This is a genomic window from Rhodoferax sediminis (assembly GCF_006970865.1).
Classification (GTDB): domain Bacteria; phylum Pseudomonadota; class Gammaproteobacteria; order Burkholderiales; family Burkholderiaceae_C; genus Rhodoferax_A; species Rhodoferax_A sediminis.
In genome coordinates, this window is sequence record NZ_CP035503.1 from 3,516,936 (window position 1) to 3,533,016 (window position 16,081).

The 16,081-nt window shown below is 64.2% G+C and carries 17 protein-coding genes and 1 pseudogene; 9 read left to right on the top strand and 9 right to left on the bottom strand.

Annotated features, from left to right (window positions below; genetic code table 11):
• Positions 1-2: 2 nt before the first annotated feature.
• Genes EUB48_RS17010 through EUB48_RS17030 form a run of 5 tightly spaced genes read left to right on the top strand, consistent with a single transcriptional unit; the run spans position 3 to position 3,483 of the window.
• Complete coding sequence (locus EUB48_RS17010) at positions 3-503, top strand: GntR family transcriptional regulator (RefSeq protein ID WP_168226780.1); 501 nt, start codon at positions 3-5, stop codon at positions 501-503.
• Entirely contained in the window at positions 500-766 is a 267-nt protein-coding gene (locus tag EUB48_RS17015) for a UTRA domain-containing protein (RefSeq protein ID WP_142820225.1), read from the top strand. The genes EUB48_RS17010 and EUB48_RS17015 overlap by 4 nt, the downstream gene beginning before the upstream one ends.
• Positions 759-1,982 (top strand): MFS transporter, encoded by a 1,224-nt coding sequence (locus EUB48_RS17020; protein WP_142821386.1) that lies wholly within the window; start codon positions 759-761, stop codon positions 1,980-1,982. The genes EUB48_RS17015 and EUB48_RS17020 overlap by 8 nt, the downstream gene beginning before the upstream one ends.
• Positions 1,982-2,788, top strand: coding sequence for an HpcH/HpaI aldolase/citrate lyase family protein (locus EUB48_RS17025; protein ID WP_338052402.1), 807 nt, complete (start codon positions 1,982-1,984; stop codon positions 2,786-2,788). Before EUB48_RS17020 ends, EUB48_RS17025 begins: the two co-directional genes overlap by 1 nt.
• Positions 2,785-3,483 carry a class I SAM-dependent methyltransferase gene (locus EUB48_RS17030; RefSeq protein WP_142820227.1) on the top strand — a complete coding sequence of 233 codons (699 nt, stop codon included), beginning with the start codon at positions 2,785-2,787 and terminating at the stop codon, positions 3,481-3,483. The genes EUB48_RS17025 and EUB48_RS17030 overlap by 4 nt, the downstream gene beginning before the upstream one ends.
• Positions 3,484-3,622: 139 nt before the next feature.
• Here EUB48_RS17030 and EUB48_RS17035 read toward each other — a convergent pair whose 3' ends face one another.
• Entirely contained in the window at positions 3,623-4,819 is a 1,197-nt protein-coding gene (locus EUB48_RS17035) for a tyrosine-type recombinase/integrase (RefSeq protein WP_142820228.1), read from the bottom strand.
• 278 nt (positions 4,820-5,097) lie between these two features.
• Here EUB48_RS17035 and EUB48_RS17040 point away from each other — a divergent pair, with 278 nt between their 5' ends.
• Positions 5,098-6,327: a multidrug effflux MFS transporter gene (locus EUB48_RS17040; RefSeq protein ID WP_142820229.1), complete on the top strand. Its 1,230-nt coding sequence runs from the start codon at positions 5,098-5,100 to the stop codon at positions 6,325-6,327.
• A 44-nt stretch (positions 6,328-6,371) separates the two neighbouring features.
• On the opposite strand, the gene EUB48_RS17045 is transcribed toward EUB48_RS17040, so the two are convergent.
• The 3 genes from EUB48_RS17045 to EUB48_RS17055 form a co-directional block, all read right to left on the bottom strand.
• Positions 6,372-7,178, bottom strand: a complete 807-nt coding sequence (locus tag EUB48_RS17045; RefSeq protein ID WP_142820230.1) for a YdcF family protein — start codon at positions 7,176-7,178, stop codon at positions 6,372-6,374.
• Between the two features lie 219 nt (positions 7,179-7,397).
• The gene (locus EUB48_RS17050; RefSeq protein WP_142820231.1) at positions 7,398-7,688 is read right to left on the bottom strand and encodes an H-NS histone family protein; all 291 of its coding nucleotides are present in this window, start codon (positions 7,686-7,688) and stop codon (positions 7,398-7,400) included.
• Positions 7,689-7,924: 236 nt separating this feature from the next.
• Positions 7,925-9,223, bottom strand: coding sequence for a hemolysin family protein (locus EUB48_RS17055; RefSeq protein WP_142820232.1), 1,299 nt, complete (start codon positions 9,221-9,223; stop codon positions 7,925-7,927).
• Between the two features lie 24 nt (positions 9,224-9,247).
• On the opposite strand from EUB48_RS17055, the gene EUB48_RS17060 reads away from it, so the two are divergent.
• Positions 9,248-10,105: a symmetrical bis(5'-nucleosyl)-tetraphosphatase gene (locus tag EUB48_RS17060; protein WP_142820233.1), complete on the top strand. Its 858-nt coding sequence runs from the start codon at positions 9,248-9,250 to the stop codon at positions 10,103-10,105.
• Between the two features lie 209 nt (positions 10,106-10,314).
• Here the strand turns inward: EUB48_RS17060 and EUB48_RS17065 are convergent, their stop codons facing one another.
• The 3 genes from EUB48_RS17065 to ypfJ all read right to left on the bottom strand — a co-directional run bounded on the left by EUB48_RS17065 (position 10,315) and on the right by ypfJ (position 13,218).
• The gene (locus EUB48_RS17065) at positions 10,315-10,602 is read right to left on the bottom strand and encodes a GIY-YIG nuclease family protein (protein WP_142820234.1); all 288 of its coding nucleotides are present in this window, start codon (positions 10,600-10,602) and stop codon (positions 10,315-10,317) included.
• 243 nt (positions 10,603-10,845) lie between these two features.
• Positions 10,846-12,282 (bottom strand): DEAD/DEAH box helicase, encoded by a 1,437-nt coding sequence (locus EUB48_RS17070; RefSeq protein ID WP_142820235.1) that lies wholly within the window; start codon positions 12,280-12,282, stop codon positions 10,846-10,848.
• Between the two features lie 60 nt (positions 12,283-12,342).
• Positions 12,343-13,218: a KPN_02809 family neutral zinc metallopeptidase gene (gene ypfJ, locus EUB48_RS17075; RefSeq protein WP_142820236.1), complete on the bottom strand. Its 876-nt coding sequence runs from the start codon at positions 13,216-13,218 to the stop codon at positions 12,343-12,345.
• A 51-nt stretch (positions 13,219-13,269) separates the two neighbouring features.
• Between ypfJ and pcp the strand changes: the two genes are divergently transcribed.
• Both pcp and EUB48_RS17085 read left to right on the top strand, forming a co-directional pair.
• Positions 13,270-13,929 (top strand): pyroglutamyl-peptidase I, encoded by a 660-nt coding sequence (gene pcp / locus EUB48_RS17080; protein ID WP_142820237.1) that lies wholly within the window; start codon positions 13,270-13,272, stop codon positions 13,927-13,929.
• Positions 13,929-14,861, top strand: a complete 933-nt coding sequence (locus tag EUB48_RS17085; protein WP_142820238.1) for a delta(1)-pyrroline-2-carboxylate reductase family protein — start codon at positions 13,929-13,931, stop codon at positions 14,859-14,861. Before pcp ends, EUB48_RS17085 begins: the two co-directional genes overlap by 1 nt.
• On the opposite strand, the gene EUB48_RS17090 is transcribed toward EUB48_RS17085, so the two are convergent.
• Together EUB48_RS17090 and EUB48_RS17095 are read right to left on the bottom strand one after the other, a co-directional pair.
• Positions 14,858-15,160, bottom strand: a complete 303-nt coding sequence (locus EUB48_RS17090) for a hypothetical protein (protein WP_142820239.1) — start codon at positions 15,158-15,160, stop codon at positions 14,858-14,860. The genes EUB48_RS17085 and EUB48_RS17090 overlap by 4 nt on opposite strands.
• Before the next feature lie 93 nt (positions 15,161-15,253).
• Positions 15,254-16,080 (bottom strand): annotated as a pseudogene (locus EUB48_RS17095) (M55 family metallopeptidase).
• Between the last annotated feature and the right edge of the window lies 1 nt (position 16,081).

Consider the following 16,081-nt stretch of genomic DNA (forward strand, 5'->3'; position numbering starts at 1 on the left):
ACGTGCAATCCCGCTCTCCCCTGCTCGCGCATCAACCTCAGTATGTCTTGGTTGCGCAACGCCTCATCGAAGATGTCACCAGTGGCCGCTATCCTGTAGGGAGCCTCCTGCCCACCGAGTTTGATTTATGCACGCAGTTCGGTGTGAGCCGCCATACGGTACGTGAGGCGATCCGCCGACTGCTGGATCGGGGATTGGTCACTCGTCAGCGCGGGATCGGCACGACCGTGAAAGCAAACCGGGTGGAGACCCGCTATGTTCAGACCACCGCGAAGATCGCGGACCTGCCGCGCTACGTCGAAGACACACTACTTGTCACCACGCAGGCCGAGGAGGTGATCGCGGATGAGGTGCTCGCTGAGCTGTTGAAGTGCCCGCCCGGGCAGCGCTGGATGAAGGTGACGGGTTTTCGCCATGTCAACAAGGGCAAACTTCCAATGGCGCTCACCGATATCTACATCAACGCGGCCTACGGGGGATCCGTAAACTCATCGGCACGATGAAGGTGCCTGTCTACACGCTGATCGAGAGGCAGTACAGCTTGACCATCGTTGAGGTGCAGCAGGAGATCAGCGCCACCATCATTGGCCACGCCGATGCCATACGCCTGAGCGTCAAGCCTGACTCGGCAGGCCTCGTTGTCACGCGTCGGTACCTTAGTGACAATGACCGCACCATTGAGGTGGCCGTAAACCTGCACCCGGCCGACCGTTTTTCTTACTCGATGTCGATGCGCCTCCAGATGCCGGCCGATGCCGATGCGTAGTTCGCTGTTTCCGCTGGCCGTGACGCTCGCGGTGCAGGTTCTTGTGTCGATGGCGGTAGTGACGGTGCCCGTGCTTGCACCGGCCGTGGCAGCTGAGACCGGCGCTTCAGCCAGCCACGTTGGTATCTTCATTGCAATGGTGTACGGCGCCAGCATGGTTGCGAGCCTCGTGTCCGGCCCGCTCGTACAGCGTTTCGGAGCCATCCGCCTGAGCCAGGCCTGCCTAGTGGTCTGCGCGGTCGGGCTGGCCTGTGTGGCGACGGCGGTGCCCACCCTGTTCGTTGTTGGCGCCATCTTTCTTGGCATGGGCTATGGCCCGGTCACCCCGGCTAGTTCGCATATCCTCGCCAAGAGTACGCCGCGGGAGAGAATGTCGTTTATTTTTTCGCTCAAGCAGACCGGCGTGCCGATTGGTGGTGCGCTGGCCGGTGCGCTGGTGCCGGCGCTGGTGTTGTGGGGCGGCTGGCGCGCAGCCGCGCTCGCGGTGGCCGGGGCTTGTCTGGCCACCTCCATCTCCGCCCAGCCCCTGCGAGAGGCGCTCGACACCGACCGCGACCCTGATCGGCCGTTAGTGATTGCCAGCCTCGCGGGGCCACTGCGCTACACATTGCGCGACCCGGTGCTGCGACGCTTGGCCTTCTGTTCGTTCTTCTTCGCGGCGCTGCAACTGTGCCTCATCACCTTCCTCGTGACGTACCTCACGCTGAACGTCGGCATCTCGCTGGTTGCTGCAGGACTCATGCTCGCTTCCGCGCAAGCCGGCGGCGCGGTCGGGCGCATCGGGTGGGGCATGATCGCAGATCACTGGGGCCGGCCCGTGCGTCTACTCGGTCTCCTTGCCATTGCCATGGGAGCGGCTGCCGTTGCGACGGGGCGTTTCACGCCGCAGTGGCCGGCCGTTTCAGTTGCCTTGGTGTGCGCGGCCTTCGGTGCCACCGCAATCGGCTGGAACGGCGTCTACCTTGCGCAGGTGGCACGGCTCGCCCCTCCTGGCAAGGCTGGTGACGCCACCGGCGGAGCCCTGGTATTTACTTACGCAGGCGTCCTGTTCGGGCCGCCGGCATTCACGTTTCTCATCGGAGGGGGCATAAGCTTTGCGTCGGCGTTCGTGGTGCTCGCCGTGCCGGCGGTTGCCTGCGGGCTGTGGCTGTTTTGGCGAGACGGGAATCAAAACGAGCCCGAGCGCGGTGCGCCCGGCAAACTGGAGAATAGATGATGGAGCGGTCTTACTTGTTCGTGCCGGGCAACCGGCCGGAGCGATTCGACAAGGCGTATGGTGCCGGAGCGCACGCGGTGATAGTGGACTTGGAGGATGCGGTTGGCCCGGCCGACAAGGCCACCGCGCGGGCCGCGGCGCGAGCCTGGCTCACGGCGGAAAAGCCGGTGTGGCTGCGCATTAACGGCCCCGAAAGCGAATGGTTCACCAGCGACCTCGACATTTTGGCTCTCGCTGGTGTGAAGGGCGTGATGCTTCCAAAGGCTGAGGACACGGCGGCCATCGCTGAAATCCGAGGGCGCCTGGGCGCGGGCGCGCGCATCATTCCACTCATCGAGTCGGCGCTAGGCCTGTGGCGGGCTGAAGCTATCGTTTGCGCAGAAGGCGTCGAGCGCCTCGCCTTTGGGTCCTTCGACTTCCAGCTGGACACCGGAATTGCCGGTGAGCGGGAGGAACTTCTCTTTGCCCGCTCCCAGCTCGTGCTCGTCTCGCGGGTGGCGGGTCGCCTCGCACCGGTAGATGGCGTGACCGTCGCCCTAGACGACGAGGCCGAACTGCGCGAGGATGTGGAGCGCGCGCGACGCCTTGGTTTCGGGGGCAAGCTCTGCATTCACCCGAAGCAGGTGGCGGCCGTGAACGCAGGCTTTCGTGCCCCCGACGCGGACGTCGCGTGGGCGCGTCGCGTTCTCGAGGCGGCAGATGCAGCGGCCGATAACGCGGTTCGCCTGGACGGCAAGCTTATCGACCGGCCGATCATAGATCGGGCGCGTGCAATCCTCGCCGATGCCGAGGGGCCGCGATCATGACCACTCTGCCGAAGGAAGTCATCGTCGATGAGATTGAGCTGCTGCGACGGCTAGTGCCACTTGCCGGTGCCCGCGTGGTGGAGCTCGGATGTGGCAACGCGGCCCTCGCGCGGCGTCTGCTGGAGCAACAGCTTGTCACCTCGGTGATGGCGTTTGAAGTCGACGAGGTACAGCACTCGCGAAACTTGACTGATCCGCATCTAGGTGGCCTTCACTTCATGGTGGGCGGGGCCGAAGATATTCCTTTGCCAGACGCTTCCTGCGATGTCGTGATCATGCTGAAGTCGCTACACCACGTGCCCATATCAAGGCTGGACGCGGCGTTTGGGGAAATTCGACGCGTGCTGGTTCCTGGCGGTTATCTGTACGTCTCCGAGCCCGTATACGCAGGGGATTTCAACGAGATCGTGCGCCTTTTCCACGATGAAGGCAGCGTCCGTGCGGCAGCCTACGACGCGCTGCGACGCGCCGCCGCCGCAGGATTGCTCACCCATGTTGAGGAAACGGTGTTCAATACGCCGCTAGCATTCCGTGACTTCGACGATTTTGTTGACAGGATTGTTCACCCGACGCACTCCACTCTCACCCTCGAGGGTGCAACACTTGTCGAGGTCCGCCGCCGCTTTGATCGCTTCTTAACGCCGGAAGGCGCTCGTTTCGTGCGAGAGATGCGCGTAAATTTGTTGCGGAAGTGATCAAAGGCAATAAGGAATAGCTCCGCGAATCTGAGCCGGTGAGACAAAACAGACACCGTACACAAAATTAGCCCCCCTGCGTTACGCTTGAATGAGGGTAGTTTCAATTTTCTGACGAGGACAATCGGTCAGGCAACGACTACACACGAGTTACCAAGCTGCCCTGGCACAGCGCCCTCAGCCGGTCCGTAATCTGCTGCATGGGCTTGCGCAAGCGCTCCAGCTCCGGGGTGATGTAGCCGGCAGTCACATCCTGCTTGTCAGGCGTGCTGTGATTCACCAGCATTTTGATGGCATAGGGCGAGATGTCCAAGGACTCCGCCACTGTGATGAACGTGTTGCGCAGGCCATGAATGGTGAACGAAACCCCAAAGTCCTCTCGTGGCTCCGATATGTGCCCCGTCTTGCCGTCGGCGGGAAATATCCAGGGCGAGTCAGCAAACACGGTTTTCGTCTGCTCGCAACCTTGCCGCCCTTTGAGCAGATCCAGTAGCAAGTCTGACAGAGGCAACTGGAAGGGCCGGCCGCTTTTGGGGGACGGTACAAGCAACGCCCGGTTGGCCCAGTCCACATCGCTCCATCGCACGCTGGCGGCGTTTTGGCGGCGCAGGCCCGTGAGCATCACAAACAGCAGGTAGTCACGCCGGACAGGGTTTGGCAGCGCCAGAACCTCACGGAACCATGCGGCAAGATCAACACTCGGGATCGCGGCCTTACGGCGCTCCTCCGGGAACCAATCAACCGCGATGGTCGGGTTGACCCCAAGCTCTTCATGCACCTTCAAAGCGGAGTTGTAGGCCGCCCGGAAAACCCGAAAGGCGGTGTTGGCGGCATACGGGCCATGATCGATGCCGATTTTCTGGTGCCGATCGCGACAATCCTTGCGGGTGAATTCGATCAGTGGGCGCCCCAGCCAGTCGGACAAGTACTGCTCAGCCAAGTAGCGATAGTCATGAATCGTGCGCTCAGACCTGCGCTTGTTAGAGTCGAGATGCATCGTCAACGCCTCGCCAAAAGTCATGGACGCGGTTCGACGCTGTTCTTTCTCGCGGTTGGGGTTGATGCCCTTGGTCATTCGGATCAGAAGCTCCCGGGCCTCCTCCCGCGCCTGCGCGACTATATACACACCATACCGGCCAATCGTCACACGGACGGTCTTGCCGTTCATGTCGCGCTGTGTGAAGAAGGTCTTAGTCCTTGCGCCGACACACAAGCCAAAGCCCTTGAGTTCAGTGTCCAGGTACAGGCGCTGGCGTGGCACGCCGTCGATGACTAGTGGCTGCGCGTTGTCCACGGCAGTCTTGGTCAGCTTCACTGGTATGCTGGTTTTAGCCATCGCATCCTAATAAGATAATAGAAAGGGTCCTACTTAGGATCAGGTAGGGTCCCCTTCTAACTTCTAGCCGCTATTTTCTACTAAAATAAACGAAAAGAAAACCTTATTAAAACGCAGCGACCCCTTGTTGAAGAATGACAATCCTAATTCGTAATGAGAAGGTCGGGTGTTCGATTCATCTCTCCGGCACCAGACATTGACAAGGGTTAGCAGAATCAAACCTGCTAACCCTTTGTCTTTTCTGCCTGCCTTGTCAAATCGCATGAAAATCATCCCTCATGAATCCTGATGCCCAGCAACTCTGGCGCGCACCGCGCTGGGCTTTGGCGATTTTGCTGGCCGTGCTGGGCATGCTGGGACCGTTCTCCATCGACACCTACATCCCTGCGTTCTCCGGCATCGCACAATCACTAGGCGCGACGCCGGTCGAGATGCAGCAGACGCTGTCGGCCTATCTGTTCGGCTATGCCTTCATGAACCTGTTTCACGGGGCGCTGGCCGACAGCTTTGGCCGCCGCCCCGTGGTGCTGTGGGGCCTGGCCGCGTTCACGCTCGCCTCGGTCGGTTGCGCGCTGTCGCAAAGCATCGGCCATCTGGTTTTTTTCCGGGCCGTGCAGGGCCTGTCCACCGGGGCCGGCATCGTGGTCTCGCGCGCGGTGATTCGCGACATGTTCCCGCCCGCGCAGGCCCAGCAGGTCATGAGCCAGGTCACCATCTACTTCGGCGTGGCGCCGGCAATTGCCCCCATCGTGGGCGGCTGGCTGTTCGTGCACACCGGCTGGCACAGCATCTTCTGGTTCCTCGTCGCGGTGGGCGTCATGCTGTGGATCGCCAATTTCAAGCTGCTGCCCGAGACACTGCACGTCACCCAGCGCCAACCGTTCAACGTCCGGCACCTGATGCGCGGCTACTGGCAGCTCGGCAGCAGCCCGAGCTTTTTGCTGTTGGCGCTGGCCAGCGGCGTGCCGTTCAACGGCATGTTTTTGTACGTGCTGGCGGCGCCGGTCTTCCTGGGCACGCATCTGGCGCTGGCGCCGACCGAGTTCTTCTGGTTCTTTGTGCTCAACATCGGCGGCATCATGCTGGGGGCCTGGCTCAGCGGGCGCCTGGCCGGCAAGATCGCGCCCAAGCAGCAAATCCGTCACGGCTTCGTGATCATGCTGGTGATCGCCGTGGTCAACCTCGCGGCCAACATGCTGTTCAAGGCCAACGCGTCCTGGGCCATTTTTCCGATTGCCGTGTTTGCGTTCGGCTGGGCCCTGATGGTGCCGGTGGTGACCCTGCTGGTGCTCGACCTGTACCCCGAACGGCGCGGCATGGCGTCGTCGCTGCAGGCCTTTGTCGGCTCCACCGCCAACGGCATCGTGGCCGGCGTGATCGCGCCGCTCGTGATGCACTCCACCGTGGCGCTGGCGGCCGCGTCACTCTTGATGATGTGCGTCGGGCTGGTGGCGTGGATCTATCTGCACCACCGCTGGCCCGAGATTGGCAGGACCGCGGCAAATTGATGATCTGCCCGTTTGTCACCCTCCCGCAAGTGGCAGCCATTTCTTCAGGCGTGCCCCGCTGCCCGATAAGCCAACCATCCAGCCCACTCATGCAGCGCCAACTGCCAGCGCCACAGACTCTTGGCCATTGAATATTCGGTCCACGGCGTGCGGGTCCCGGTGCGATAGTCCACGGGGTAGGGTGTCACGTTCCAGCCGGCGGCATGGAACGTGGCCAGCGCGCGCGGCATGTGCCAGGCGGAGGTGACCAGCAGCCAAGGCCGGGTCTTGTCGACGTCCGGCAGGACTGCGCTCAGCACGGCATTTTCATAGGTGGTGCGCGAGGCGGCCTCGAACTGCATGCGTTGCGTGGGCACGCCCAGGTTTTCAAAAAACTCACGGGCCTGCACCGCCTCGGGCTCGCCGGTGGTGTGGAATTCGCCCTCCCCGCCCGTGAACAGCAGGCGCAATTGCGGGTGCTGGCGCATCAGCACCACCGACGCGGTCATGCGTTCGGCAGCATCGTTCAGCGCCACCTGGCCGTTGCCTGCGCGTACCCAGGCCGGCTCCAGCGCACCGCCCAGCACCACGATGCCGGCGTAGTGTTGCCATTCAGGCGCTGATGGCACAGCAGTCCAAGCCGGCGGCGGGCACTGCGCCTCCAGGCCGCGCAGCAAGGCATCGGGCAACGGCCGCCAGCCAAGCAATACCAGCAGAGCGAGCGACGTCCAACCCAGCGCCAAGCCCAGGACACGTTTGCGCGGAATGCACAAAAGGGCTACAGCAAATAGCGCTGCAACCCAAGCCAGCGGCTGCGTGGCGAAAGACAGGAATTTGGAGATGTAGAACATCGAGGGATTCAGCACGGACATGAAAAGCCGTTATTGCAGATTCTGCTTCGAATCCCCAGCGGTTGATTCACCATTTCTGGCTTAACCGGCAATTCTCGGCCTTGATTCACAAAATCACGAGATCAAACCGGGCTTGATTCAGCATTCAAGAATTATGGGGCCCGCCTGTAGCGCCGATTCGGTGAAGCCAATTGGAACTCGATCCAAAGCTAACTCCACCTTCATGGAATCAATGCAGAATCACCCAATCACAAACTTCGCCCGATCCTGGCCCTGAATCCACTTGGGCGGCTTGCCGCGCCCGGTCCAGGTGTCGCCGGTGGTGGGGTTGCGGTACTTGGCGGCCACTTTGACATGCACAGAACTGGTGCGCGTCTTGCCCGAAGGGAAAACATCTTGTGCGGTCAAGCCGAATTCGGCAACCAGGCCACGGACCTGCGCCACGGCCTGGGCAATTTCACGCTGGCGGGCATCCTTGATTTGCTGTTCCAGGACTTCGCGCTGTTTCAGGAGTTCTTTGTAGGTGGACATGGATTATCTTTTCCAATAAAAGTGAAGTTTCGGTTTGATTAAATCGGCGTTCGATATTATCTGAAAATGAAGTGGGTTTTGGGGTTTTCGGAGAATGGGGATTATCTTGATTTGCCATTCCCGGCCCCCAAGTCGTCATTCCCGGCTTGACCGGGAATCCACCATAGTGGGTCTGCGGCGGTGGATTCCTGCCTGCGCGGGAATGACAAATCGAACGCGGGAATGACAGAAGAAAATCAATGCTCGGCAGGTATTTCCGTGGCCAGCACTTTATCAATCCGCTTGCCATCCAGATCCACCACTTCAAACACCCAGCCGGCGCATTCGATGCGCTCGCCGGTCTCGGGCAGACGGCCCGAGACCGACATCAGCAGCCCGGCGACGGTGTTGTAGCGGCCGCGGTCTTCTTCGGGCAGTTCGCGGATGTCGAGCCGGATTTTCAGCTCGCCCACCGGCATCAGGCCATCGAGCAGCCAGGAGCCGTCTTCGCGCAGTGTGGCCCAGGCGTCGGCCTGGGCACCGGGCTGCAGCTCGCCGGTGATGGCCTCGAGCAGGTCGCGCGGGGTCATCAGCCCCTGCACCACGCCGTATTCGTCGACCACGAAGATCATGCGGCCCGACTTGGCGCGAAACTGCTCCAGCAGCTCCATGCCGCTCAGGGTTTCGGGCAGAAAGGCAGCCGGCTGGGCGTGCGATTCAATGGTGCCCGGCGCGTCGGGGCCGAGTTCGAGCAGCCGCCCCACGCTGATGATGCCCACCACATGGTCCAGCGAACCGCGGCACACGGGATACCAGGAATGCGAGCCTTTTTCGCCTCCAGACCCCACCAGTCTTAGGCTTTGTACTACGGTATTTGTAGCATCAAGCCACTCCACATCAGTGCGCGGCACCATCAGCGAGGTCAGGGGGCGATCGTCCAGGCGGAACACGTTTTGCACCATCTGGTGCTCGTGCTCCTCGATCACGCCGGCGTCCAGGCCTTCCTCCAGGCTGGCCGCGATTTCTTCCTCGGTCACGGACCGGGCTGCGGCGTTGTCCACGCGCAGCAGCTTGAGCACGGTTTGCGTGCTGACGGACAGCAGCCGCACAAACGGCTTGCCCGCCGAGGCCACCCAGGTCATGGGGCGCGAGACCCAGCGCGCCACCGCTTCGGGATAGAGCTGGCCGATACGCTTGGGCACGAGCTCGCCGAACACGATGGTGACATAGGTGATGATGGCGACCACCAGGGCTGTGGCGCTGATGTCGGCCACGCGCACGGAGACGCCAAAGGTCTGGATCCAGACCGAGACGCCCGCGCTGAACGCCGCCTCGCCAATAATGCCGTTGAGCATGCCGATCGAGGTGATGCCGACCTGCACCGACGACAAAAACTGCGTCGGGTTGTCCAGCAGGGCCAGCGCGGCCTGGGCGCCCTTGTCGCCGCCCTCGGCCATGACACCGAGCCGTGCCTTGCGGCTGGACGCCAGCGCCAGCTCGGACATGGCAAACACGCCGTTGAGCAGGGTCAACAGCGCGATCAGCAGGAAATCCATGAATCAGGGGAGAGAATCGACACCATGGCACTTTACTTGATTGGCGATGTGCAGGGCTGCGACCGTGCGCTGCAGCGGCTGTTGGACAAAATTGATTTCTCGCCGAGCCGCGACACCCTGTACCAGCTGGGCGACCTGGTGAATCGCGGCCCCGACTCGCTGGGCGTGCTGCGTCGCATGGTGCGCTTCGGCGACGCGGCGCGCTGCCTGCTGGGCAACCATGACCTGCACCTGCTGGCCGTGGCCCATGGTGTGCACAAGCCGCACCGCAATGACACGCTGGGCGGCGTGCTGGATGCGCCCGATCGCGCTGCCCTGCTCGACTGGCTGCGCCAGCAGCGCCTGGCGATGCTGGAAACGGTAGCCGGTCAACCCCTTTTAATGGTCCACGCCGGCGTCCTTCCTGCATGGAATGCTACTGAAACAATAGCGTTGGCGGCGGAGGTGGAAGCGGTGTTGCGCGGGGATGGGCTGGGCGAGTTTTTGCCGCAGATGTATGGCAACGAGCCCGCGCAGTGGAGCGATGCCCTCGCCGGCGCGGCTCGGCTGCGCGTGATCGTCAATGTGCTTACGCGCCTGCGCTTTTGCACGCCCGAGGGCGCCATGGAGTTCGCCACCAAGGAAGGCGCCGGGGCCGCGCCCGCGGGTTACCTACCCTGGTTCGATGTGCCGGGCCGGCAGACGGCCGATGTGACGGTCGCCTTCGGCCACTGGTCCACGCTGGGCGTGCTGGCGCGGCGCGATGTGCTGTCGCTGGACACGGGCTGCGTGTGGGGTGGGTGCCTGAGTGCGCTGCGGTTGGATACGGGCACCGCGCCAGGTCAGCGCGTCAGGGGCGAGCTGATTCAGATCAAGTGCGCACAGGCGCAGGCGCCGGGGTGAGAGTCGCGGGGGTGGTCTCCGCTTGTCCTCCCGGCCCTTTCTTTGTCATTCCCGGCTCGACCGGGAATCCACCGTGGTGATCCGCGAGGGTGGATTCCCGCCTGCGCGGGAATGACAAATGGGGCGCGGGAATGACAAAAATGGTTATTGAAACACCCTAGAAACACCCCTTCGATGTCATTCCCGCGCAGGCGGGAATCCACGGCCACTTAACCCAGCAAACCCGGATAAAGGTCAGCCCAGCGCGGGTTGTCTTTTTCAATCAGCGAGATTTTCCAGGCTCGCTTCCATTTTTTGATCTGCTTTTCCCGCCGAATCGCCGATTCGATGGATTCGGACGACTCCCACCAGACCAGGGTGTGAACGCCGTAGCGCTTGGTGAACCCTTCGGCCAGGTCGTTCTTGTGCTCATGCACGCGGCGAATCAGGTCGTTGGTCACGCCGACGTACAGCGTGCCGTGGGGTTGGCTGGCCAGCAGGTAGGTGTAGTACGACATCAGGTGTTGTAGACAACTGCCATGGATTCCCGACTCCGTCCCTGTCATTCCCGGCTTGACCGGGAATCCACCGTAGTGCTCTGCGGCGGTGGATTCCCGCCTGCGCGGGAATGACACAAATAGGGTCCGGGAAGGGCACAAATAGGATCCGGGAAGGACACAAATGGGGTGCGGGAATGACGCACAGGCGGGACCGGCCGGCAGGAATAACAAACGGTGCGGGCCACGTAGCCCGCACTCTTATTACGACTTGAACAGCGCCGCGACCTTGCGTTTGGGCTTGATGTTGGCCGAGATGCTGCGCGAGCCGGGTGAGCGGGCGGCGGCTTCCCAGGCGGGGGCCGCGTCGTTGGCGGGGGCCTGGTAGGGCTGGTCGAAGAACGGGTCGCGCGGGGCATGGCTGGTACGCTGCGGGCGCGGCGCGCGGGCCGGCGGCGCATCGAGCACGTCGCGCGGGTCGCCGGTCTCCCCGGCGTCGCGCCAGGCGCGCCGGCCATCGTTGATGCGGCCCTGGTCCCGGATTTTGGGGGTGTCTTCCTCGAACTCGAGGGGTTCGAGCTCGATCTTGGTCTTGATCAGCTTTTCGATGTCGGCCACCAGGCGCACGTCGTTGCCGCCGCCGGCAAAGCTCACGGCCAGGCCGGAGGCGCCCGCGCGGCCGGTACGGCCGATGCGGTGCACGTAGTCTTCGGCGTTGAACGGCACGTCGAAATTGAACACCGCCGGCACGTCCTTGATGTCCAGGCCGCGCGCGGCGACGTCGGTGCACACCAGCAGATCGACCTCGCCGCTCTTGAACGACTCCAGCGCCTTCAGGCGCTCGTCCTGGCTCTTGTCGCCGTGCAGGGCCGTGGTCTTGAGGCCCTCGCGCTCCAGCGAGCGCGCCAGCCGGGCACAGCCGAGCTTGCTGTTCACGAACACAAAGGCCTGCTTGATGCCGCGCTGGCGCAGCACCTGGTGCAGGGCGCGGCGCTTGTCGTCGGGGTTCACGCTGTAGAAATGCTGCTCGACGGTGGAGGCAGTGGCATTGGAGCGCGCCACCTCGATCGTCACCGGGTCTTGCAGGTAACTGTTGGCCAGGCGCTTGATTTCGGGCGAGAACGTGGCCGAGAACAGCAGCGTGATGCGCTGCTTGGGCAGGTACGAGAGGATGCGCTGCAGGTCGGGCAGGAAGCCGATGTCGAGCATGCGGTCGGCCTCGTCGAGCACCACGTATTCGACCTGGTTCAGCACCGCGTTCTTGGCTTCAATATGGTCCAGCAGGCGCCCCGGCGTGGCCACCAGCACCTCGACGCCCTTTTTGAGTTCCAGCGTCTGCGGCTTCATGTCCATGCCGCCGAACACCACGGCGGCGCGCAGGTTGGTGTACTTGGCATAGGCCTTGATGGCCTGCGCCACCTGGTCGGCCAGCTCGCGCGTGGGCAGCAGCACCAGCGCACGCACAGGGTGGCGCGCCGGCGAGGTCGAGCTGTTTTCGTGCTTGAGCATGCGCTGCAGCAGCGGCAAGGCGAAAGCGGCCGTCTTGCCGGTGCCGGTCTGGGCCGCACCCATCACGTCTTTGCCTTGCAGGACGACCGGAATGGCCTGTTCCTGGATGGGGGTCATGGACTCGTAGCCCAGTTCGGCTACGGCGCGTGCCAGCGGTTCAGCCAGCGATAGATTTGAAAAGGAATGAGTCATTTAGCTCTTCATTATCGCATTTGGCGATAAAAAGAGCCGATTCCCCGCCGACGCCGCCCGTTACAGGCTGCGCGCGCTGAACGTATCGCAGTCTTTCACGCTGCCGCCTTGCAGCCCGGCATTGAACCAGTGCGTGCGCTGCGCGCTGGTGCCGTGGGTGAAGCTCTCGGGCACCACATGGCCGGTGGCTGCTTTTTGCAGGGCATCGTCGCCGATCCTGGCCGCGGCGTTCATGGCGGATTCGATGTCGCCGTTTTCCAGGATCTGCCGCGAGGTCTGCGCGTGGTTGGCCCAGACGCCGGCAAAGCAGTCGGCCTGCAGCTCCAGCCGTACGCTTAGCGCATTCGACCGGGCCTGGCTCGCGTGGCTGCGCAGCTCGTCCACCTTGGCGCTGATGCCCAGCAGGTTCTGCACGTGGTGGCCGACCTCGTGCGCGATCACATACGCCTGCGCGAATTCGCCGGGCGCGCCGAGCTGGTTTTTCAAGGTCTGGTAGAAGTCCAGGTCGATATACACCTTGCGATCCACGGGGCAGTAAAACGGGCCCATGGCCGATTCGCCCTGGCCGCAGGCGGTGGGCGTCGCGCCACGAAACAGCACGAGTTTGGGGTCGGTGTAGGTGCCGCCGGCCTTGGCAAAAATGTCGGTCCAGACGTCTTCGGTATCGGCCAGCACGGTGGAGACGAACTTCGCCATGCGGTCGTCGGCCGGTGGCGCGTGGGCGGGCGCCTGCTGGGTTTGCGTCACGGGAGCGCCGCCACCACTGAGCAGGCTCAGCACCGTCATCGGGCTGATGCCGAAGAAGTACGACGCGACCAGCGCGATCACGATGGAGCCAATGCCGATGTGCCGACCGCCCAGGCCGCCGCCACCGCCGCCACCGTCATCCCGGCGGTCTTCCACGTTGTCCGATTCGCGGTTGCCTTCCCACTTCATGCCTGGCTCCTGTGATGTGATGCGCAGCGTATCCTGCGCTACAGTGCCAGCATGGTAACCGCCCAACGCCCGCCACCCACCGTGCTGCTGACAGGGTTCGACGCCTTTGGCGGCGAGCGCCTCAACCCGAGCTGGCTGGCCGTGCAGGCGCTGCACGGGCACCAGGTGACCGGGCACCGCGTCATCGCGGCCCGGTTGCCGACCGTGTTTGACGAGTCGCTGCACGTGCTGCGCGGTCTGCTCAAACAGTACCGGCCCGCGCTCGTGATCTGCGTGGGCCAGGCCGGCGGGCGCAGCGCCCTGTCGCTGGAGCGCGTGGCCATCAACGTCAACGATGCGCGCATTGCCGACAATGCCGCGGCGCAACCGGTGGATACGCCGGTCATTGCGGACGGGCCGGCCGCGTATTTCACCACCCTGCCGATCAAGGCCATGCTGGCGGCACTGCGGCAGGCCGGCGTGGCGGTGGAAGTGTCGCAAACCGCGGGCACCTTTGTCTGCAACCATGTGTTCTACGGCCTGATGCACCTGCTGGCCACGCAGCGCGGCTGCAAGCGCACGCGCGGTGGCTTCATTCATGTGCCCTATTTGCCCGAGCAGGGCGCGCCCGCCATGACGCTGGACGACATGGTGCACGGCCTGCGGCTGGCGCTGCGCTGCGCGCTGACGACGCAACGCGATATCGTGCAGGGCGCGGGTGCGGTGAGCTGATGAACTACCCTGAGCCCACCGGCCCACCTGTTCTGGACGCCGCGCACACCGCGGCGCTGCTGCCCTACCCCGAGCTGGCCCGGGAGCTGCACCGCCTGCTGCTGGACGACACCGTGCAGGTGCCGGCGCGTCTGGTGCAGGCGCTGCCCGGCGGCGGCACCCTGTTCGTGATGCCAGCGCTGGACAGCCGGGTGGCCATCACCAAGCTGATCACTTTCACGCCGGCGAACGCAGGCACGCCCCGCGCCACGATCCAGGGCGATGTGGTGGTGTTCGATGTGGCCACGGGCGAGCGCCGCCTGCTGCTCGATGGCCCGACCGTGACGGCGCGGCGCACCGCGGCGGTGTCGCTGCTGGCCGCGCGGCGGCTGGCGCCCAACCCGCGCGGCCCGCTGCTGATCGTGGGGGCGGGCGTGCAGGGCCGCGCGCACCTGGAGGCGTTTGCCGCGGGGCTGGGCGTCACCGAATTCGTGATCGCCTCGCGCAGCACCGCGAGCGCCCGCGCACTGGCAGACCATGCAAAGTCGCTCGGGCTGAAAGCCGGCATCACGCCAGACCCGAACGCCGCACTGGCCGACTGCCCGCTGGCGGTAACCTGCACGCCAGCCAGCGGCGCCGTGTTGCAGGCGCCGCCGCGCGACGATGCTTTTGTGGCCGCGGTGGGCGCCTTCACGCCGACGATGGTGGAGCTGGATGCTGCGCTGTGCCGCCGCTTTGCGGCACAAGGCACCATCGTGGTGGACACGGCAGACGCCGCGCATGAAGCGGGTGACTTGTTGCAGGCCGGGCTGGACGTGGCGGCCTTCGCCACGCTGCGCGACGTGCTGCGGCGTGCGCCGGACAGGCTGGATGGTGCACGCACTCCGGTGCTGTTCAAAAGTTGTGGCTGGGCCGGTTGGGATCTGGCCGCCGCGCGGTTGGCCTTGCGCTAGGGTTTGGGCGAGTACGACACGGTGCTGACACCCTGCGGGCTTTGCACTCCCTCGGACGAGGCGCTGGCGGCGGTCGCCACCGACCCCGTACGCTGCGATCCGGCGGCGGCCTGCGCAGCGAGTTCCGCCTCGCGTGCCTGGGCGTGGTCAACCTGGGCCGAAACCACCCAATCCATGGCCAGCAACTGTAAGGCGATGACCACGATCGCGACACCGAGAAACAGCAGCTGGCGCGGTCGAACGGGGCCGAAGACAGCCGGCCAGGGCCGCATGGGCTTGGTCTCTTTATATGTGCTCATGCGCTGATGTTAGAGCAGTCCCCTGCGCGCCGTGACGGCGCACGCCGTAACCGCGTGTAAGACAAAACCGCGTTGCCAAATAGTCGGCCCCCGCTAGCGCAGCAGCGCCGACATGGCCGACAGGCTGTTCAGGGTGCGCACCGTGTCCTGCACCGTGGCGCTCGTGAAGCTGATCGTCACCGCATCGATACGCTCAACGCCGGGCAGGATGGCGAACAGGTCGGCCAGCGCGCTGGTCTGGGCCTGCAGCGGCACTGAACGGGCAGCGCCATCGGCACTGGTGCTGCGGGGCTCGCAGCGCCGCACGCCCGCATGACTTCGCGCGCCGCCGCCTCGATGGCGCCGCAGGCGTTGTACGGGGACAGCGAGATGCCGCTGGCATGGCCCTGCGCCGTTTTGGTGACGACAAAGCGGGCCTGCGGCAGCGTTGGGCGCGTCTCGGCGGCGAACACGTCGTCGCCGCTGGCCAGCAGCACCGGCACGCCGAACTCGCCCGCCAGCGCGCCATAAATGCCGGCCTCGCCCAGTTCCGCCCCGCCGAACCAGATGCGCGCAAAGGCAAAGCTGTTGACGGTGTGCGCCAGGATGCCGCGGCTTTGCGAGCGCGCGTGGTAGCCGATCATGAACACGCCCTGGCAGCCCTGCTCCACGCCGGCCATCATGCCGAGCACGCGCGGCTTGCCCAGCACCGCCCGGGCGCGCGGGTCCAGCTCGTCGGGCAGCAGGTTGCGAAAGCCGCCGTGCGAGTCGTTGACCAGCACCTCGGACGCGCCACCGACGAAGGCACCGCGGATCGCGGCATTCGCCTCGGCCGTCATAAGCCGGCGCGCGCGCTCGTATTCGGGGTTGCCGGCGCGGGTCTGCTCGGGGTGGAACACGCCGGCCACGCCTTCGATATCGACGGAGATCAGGATTTTCATG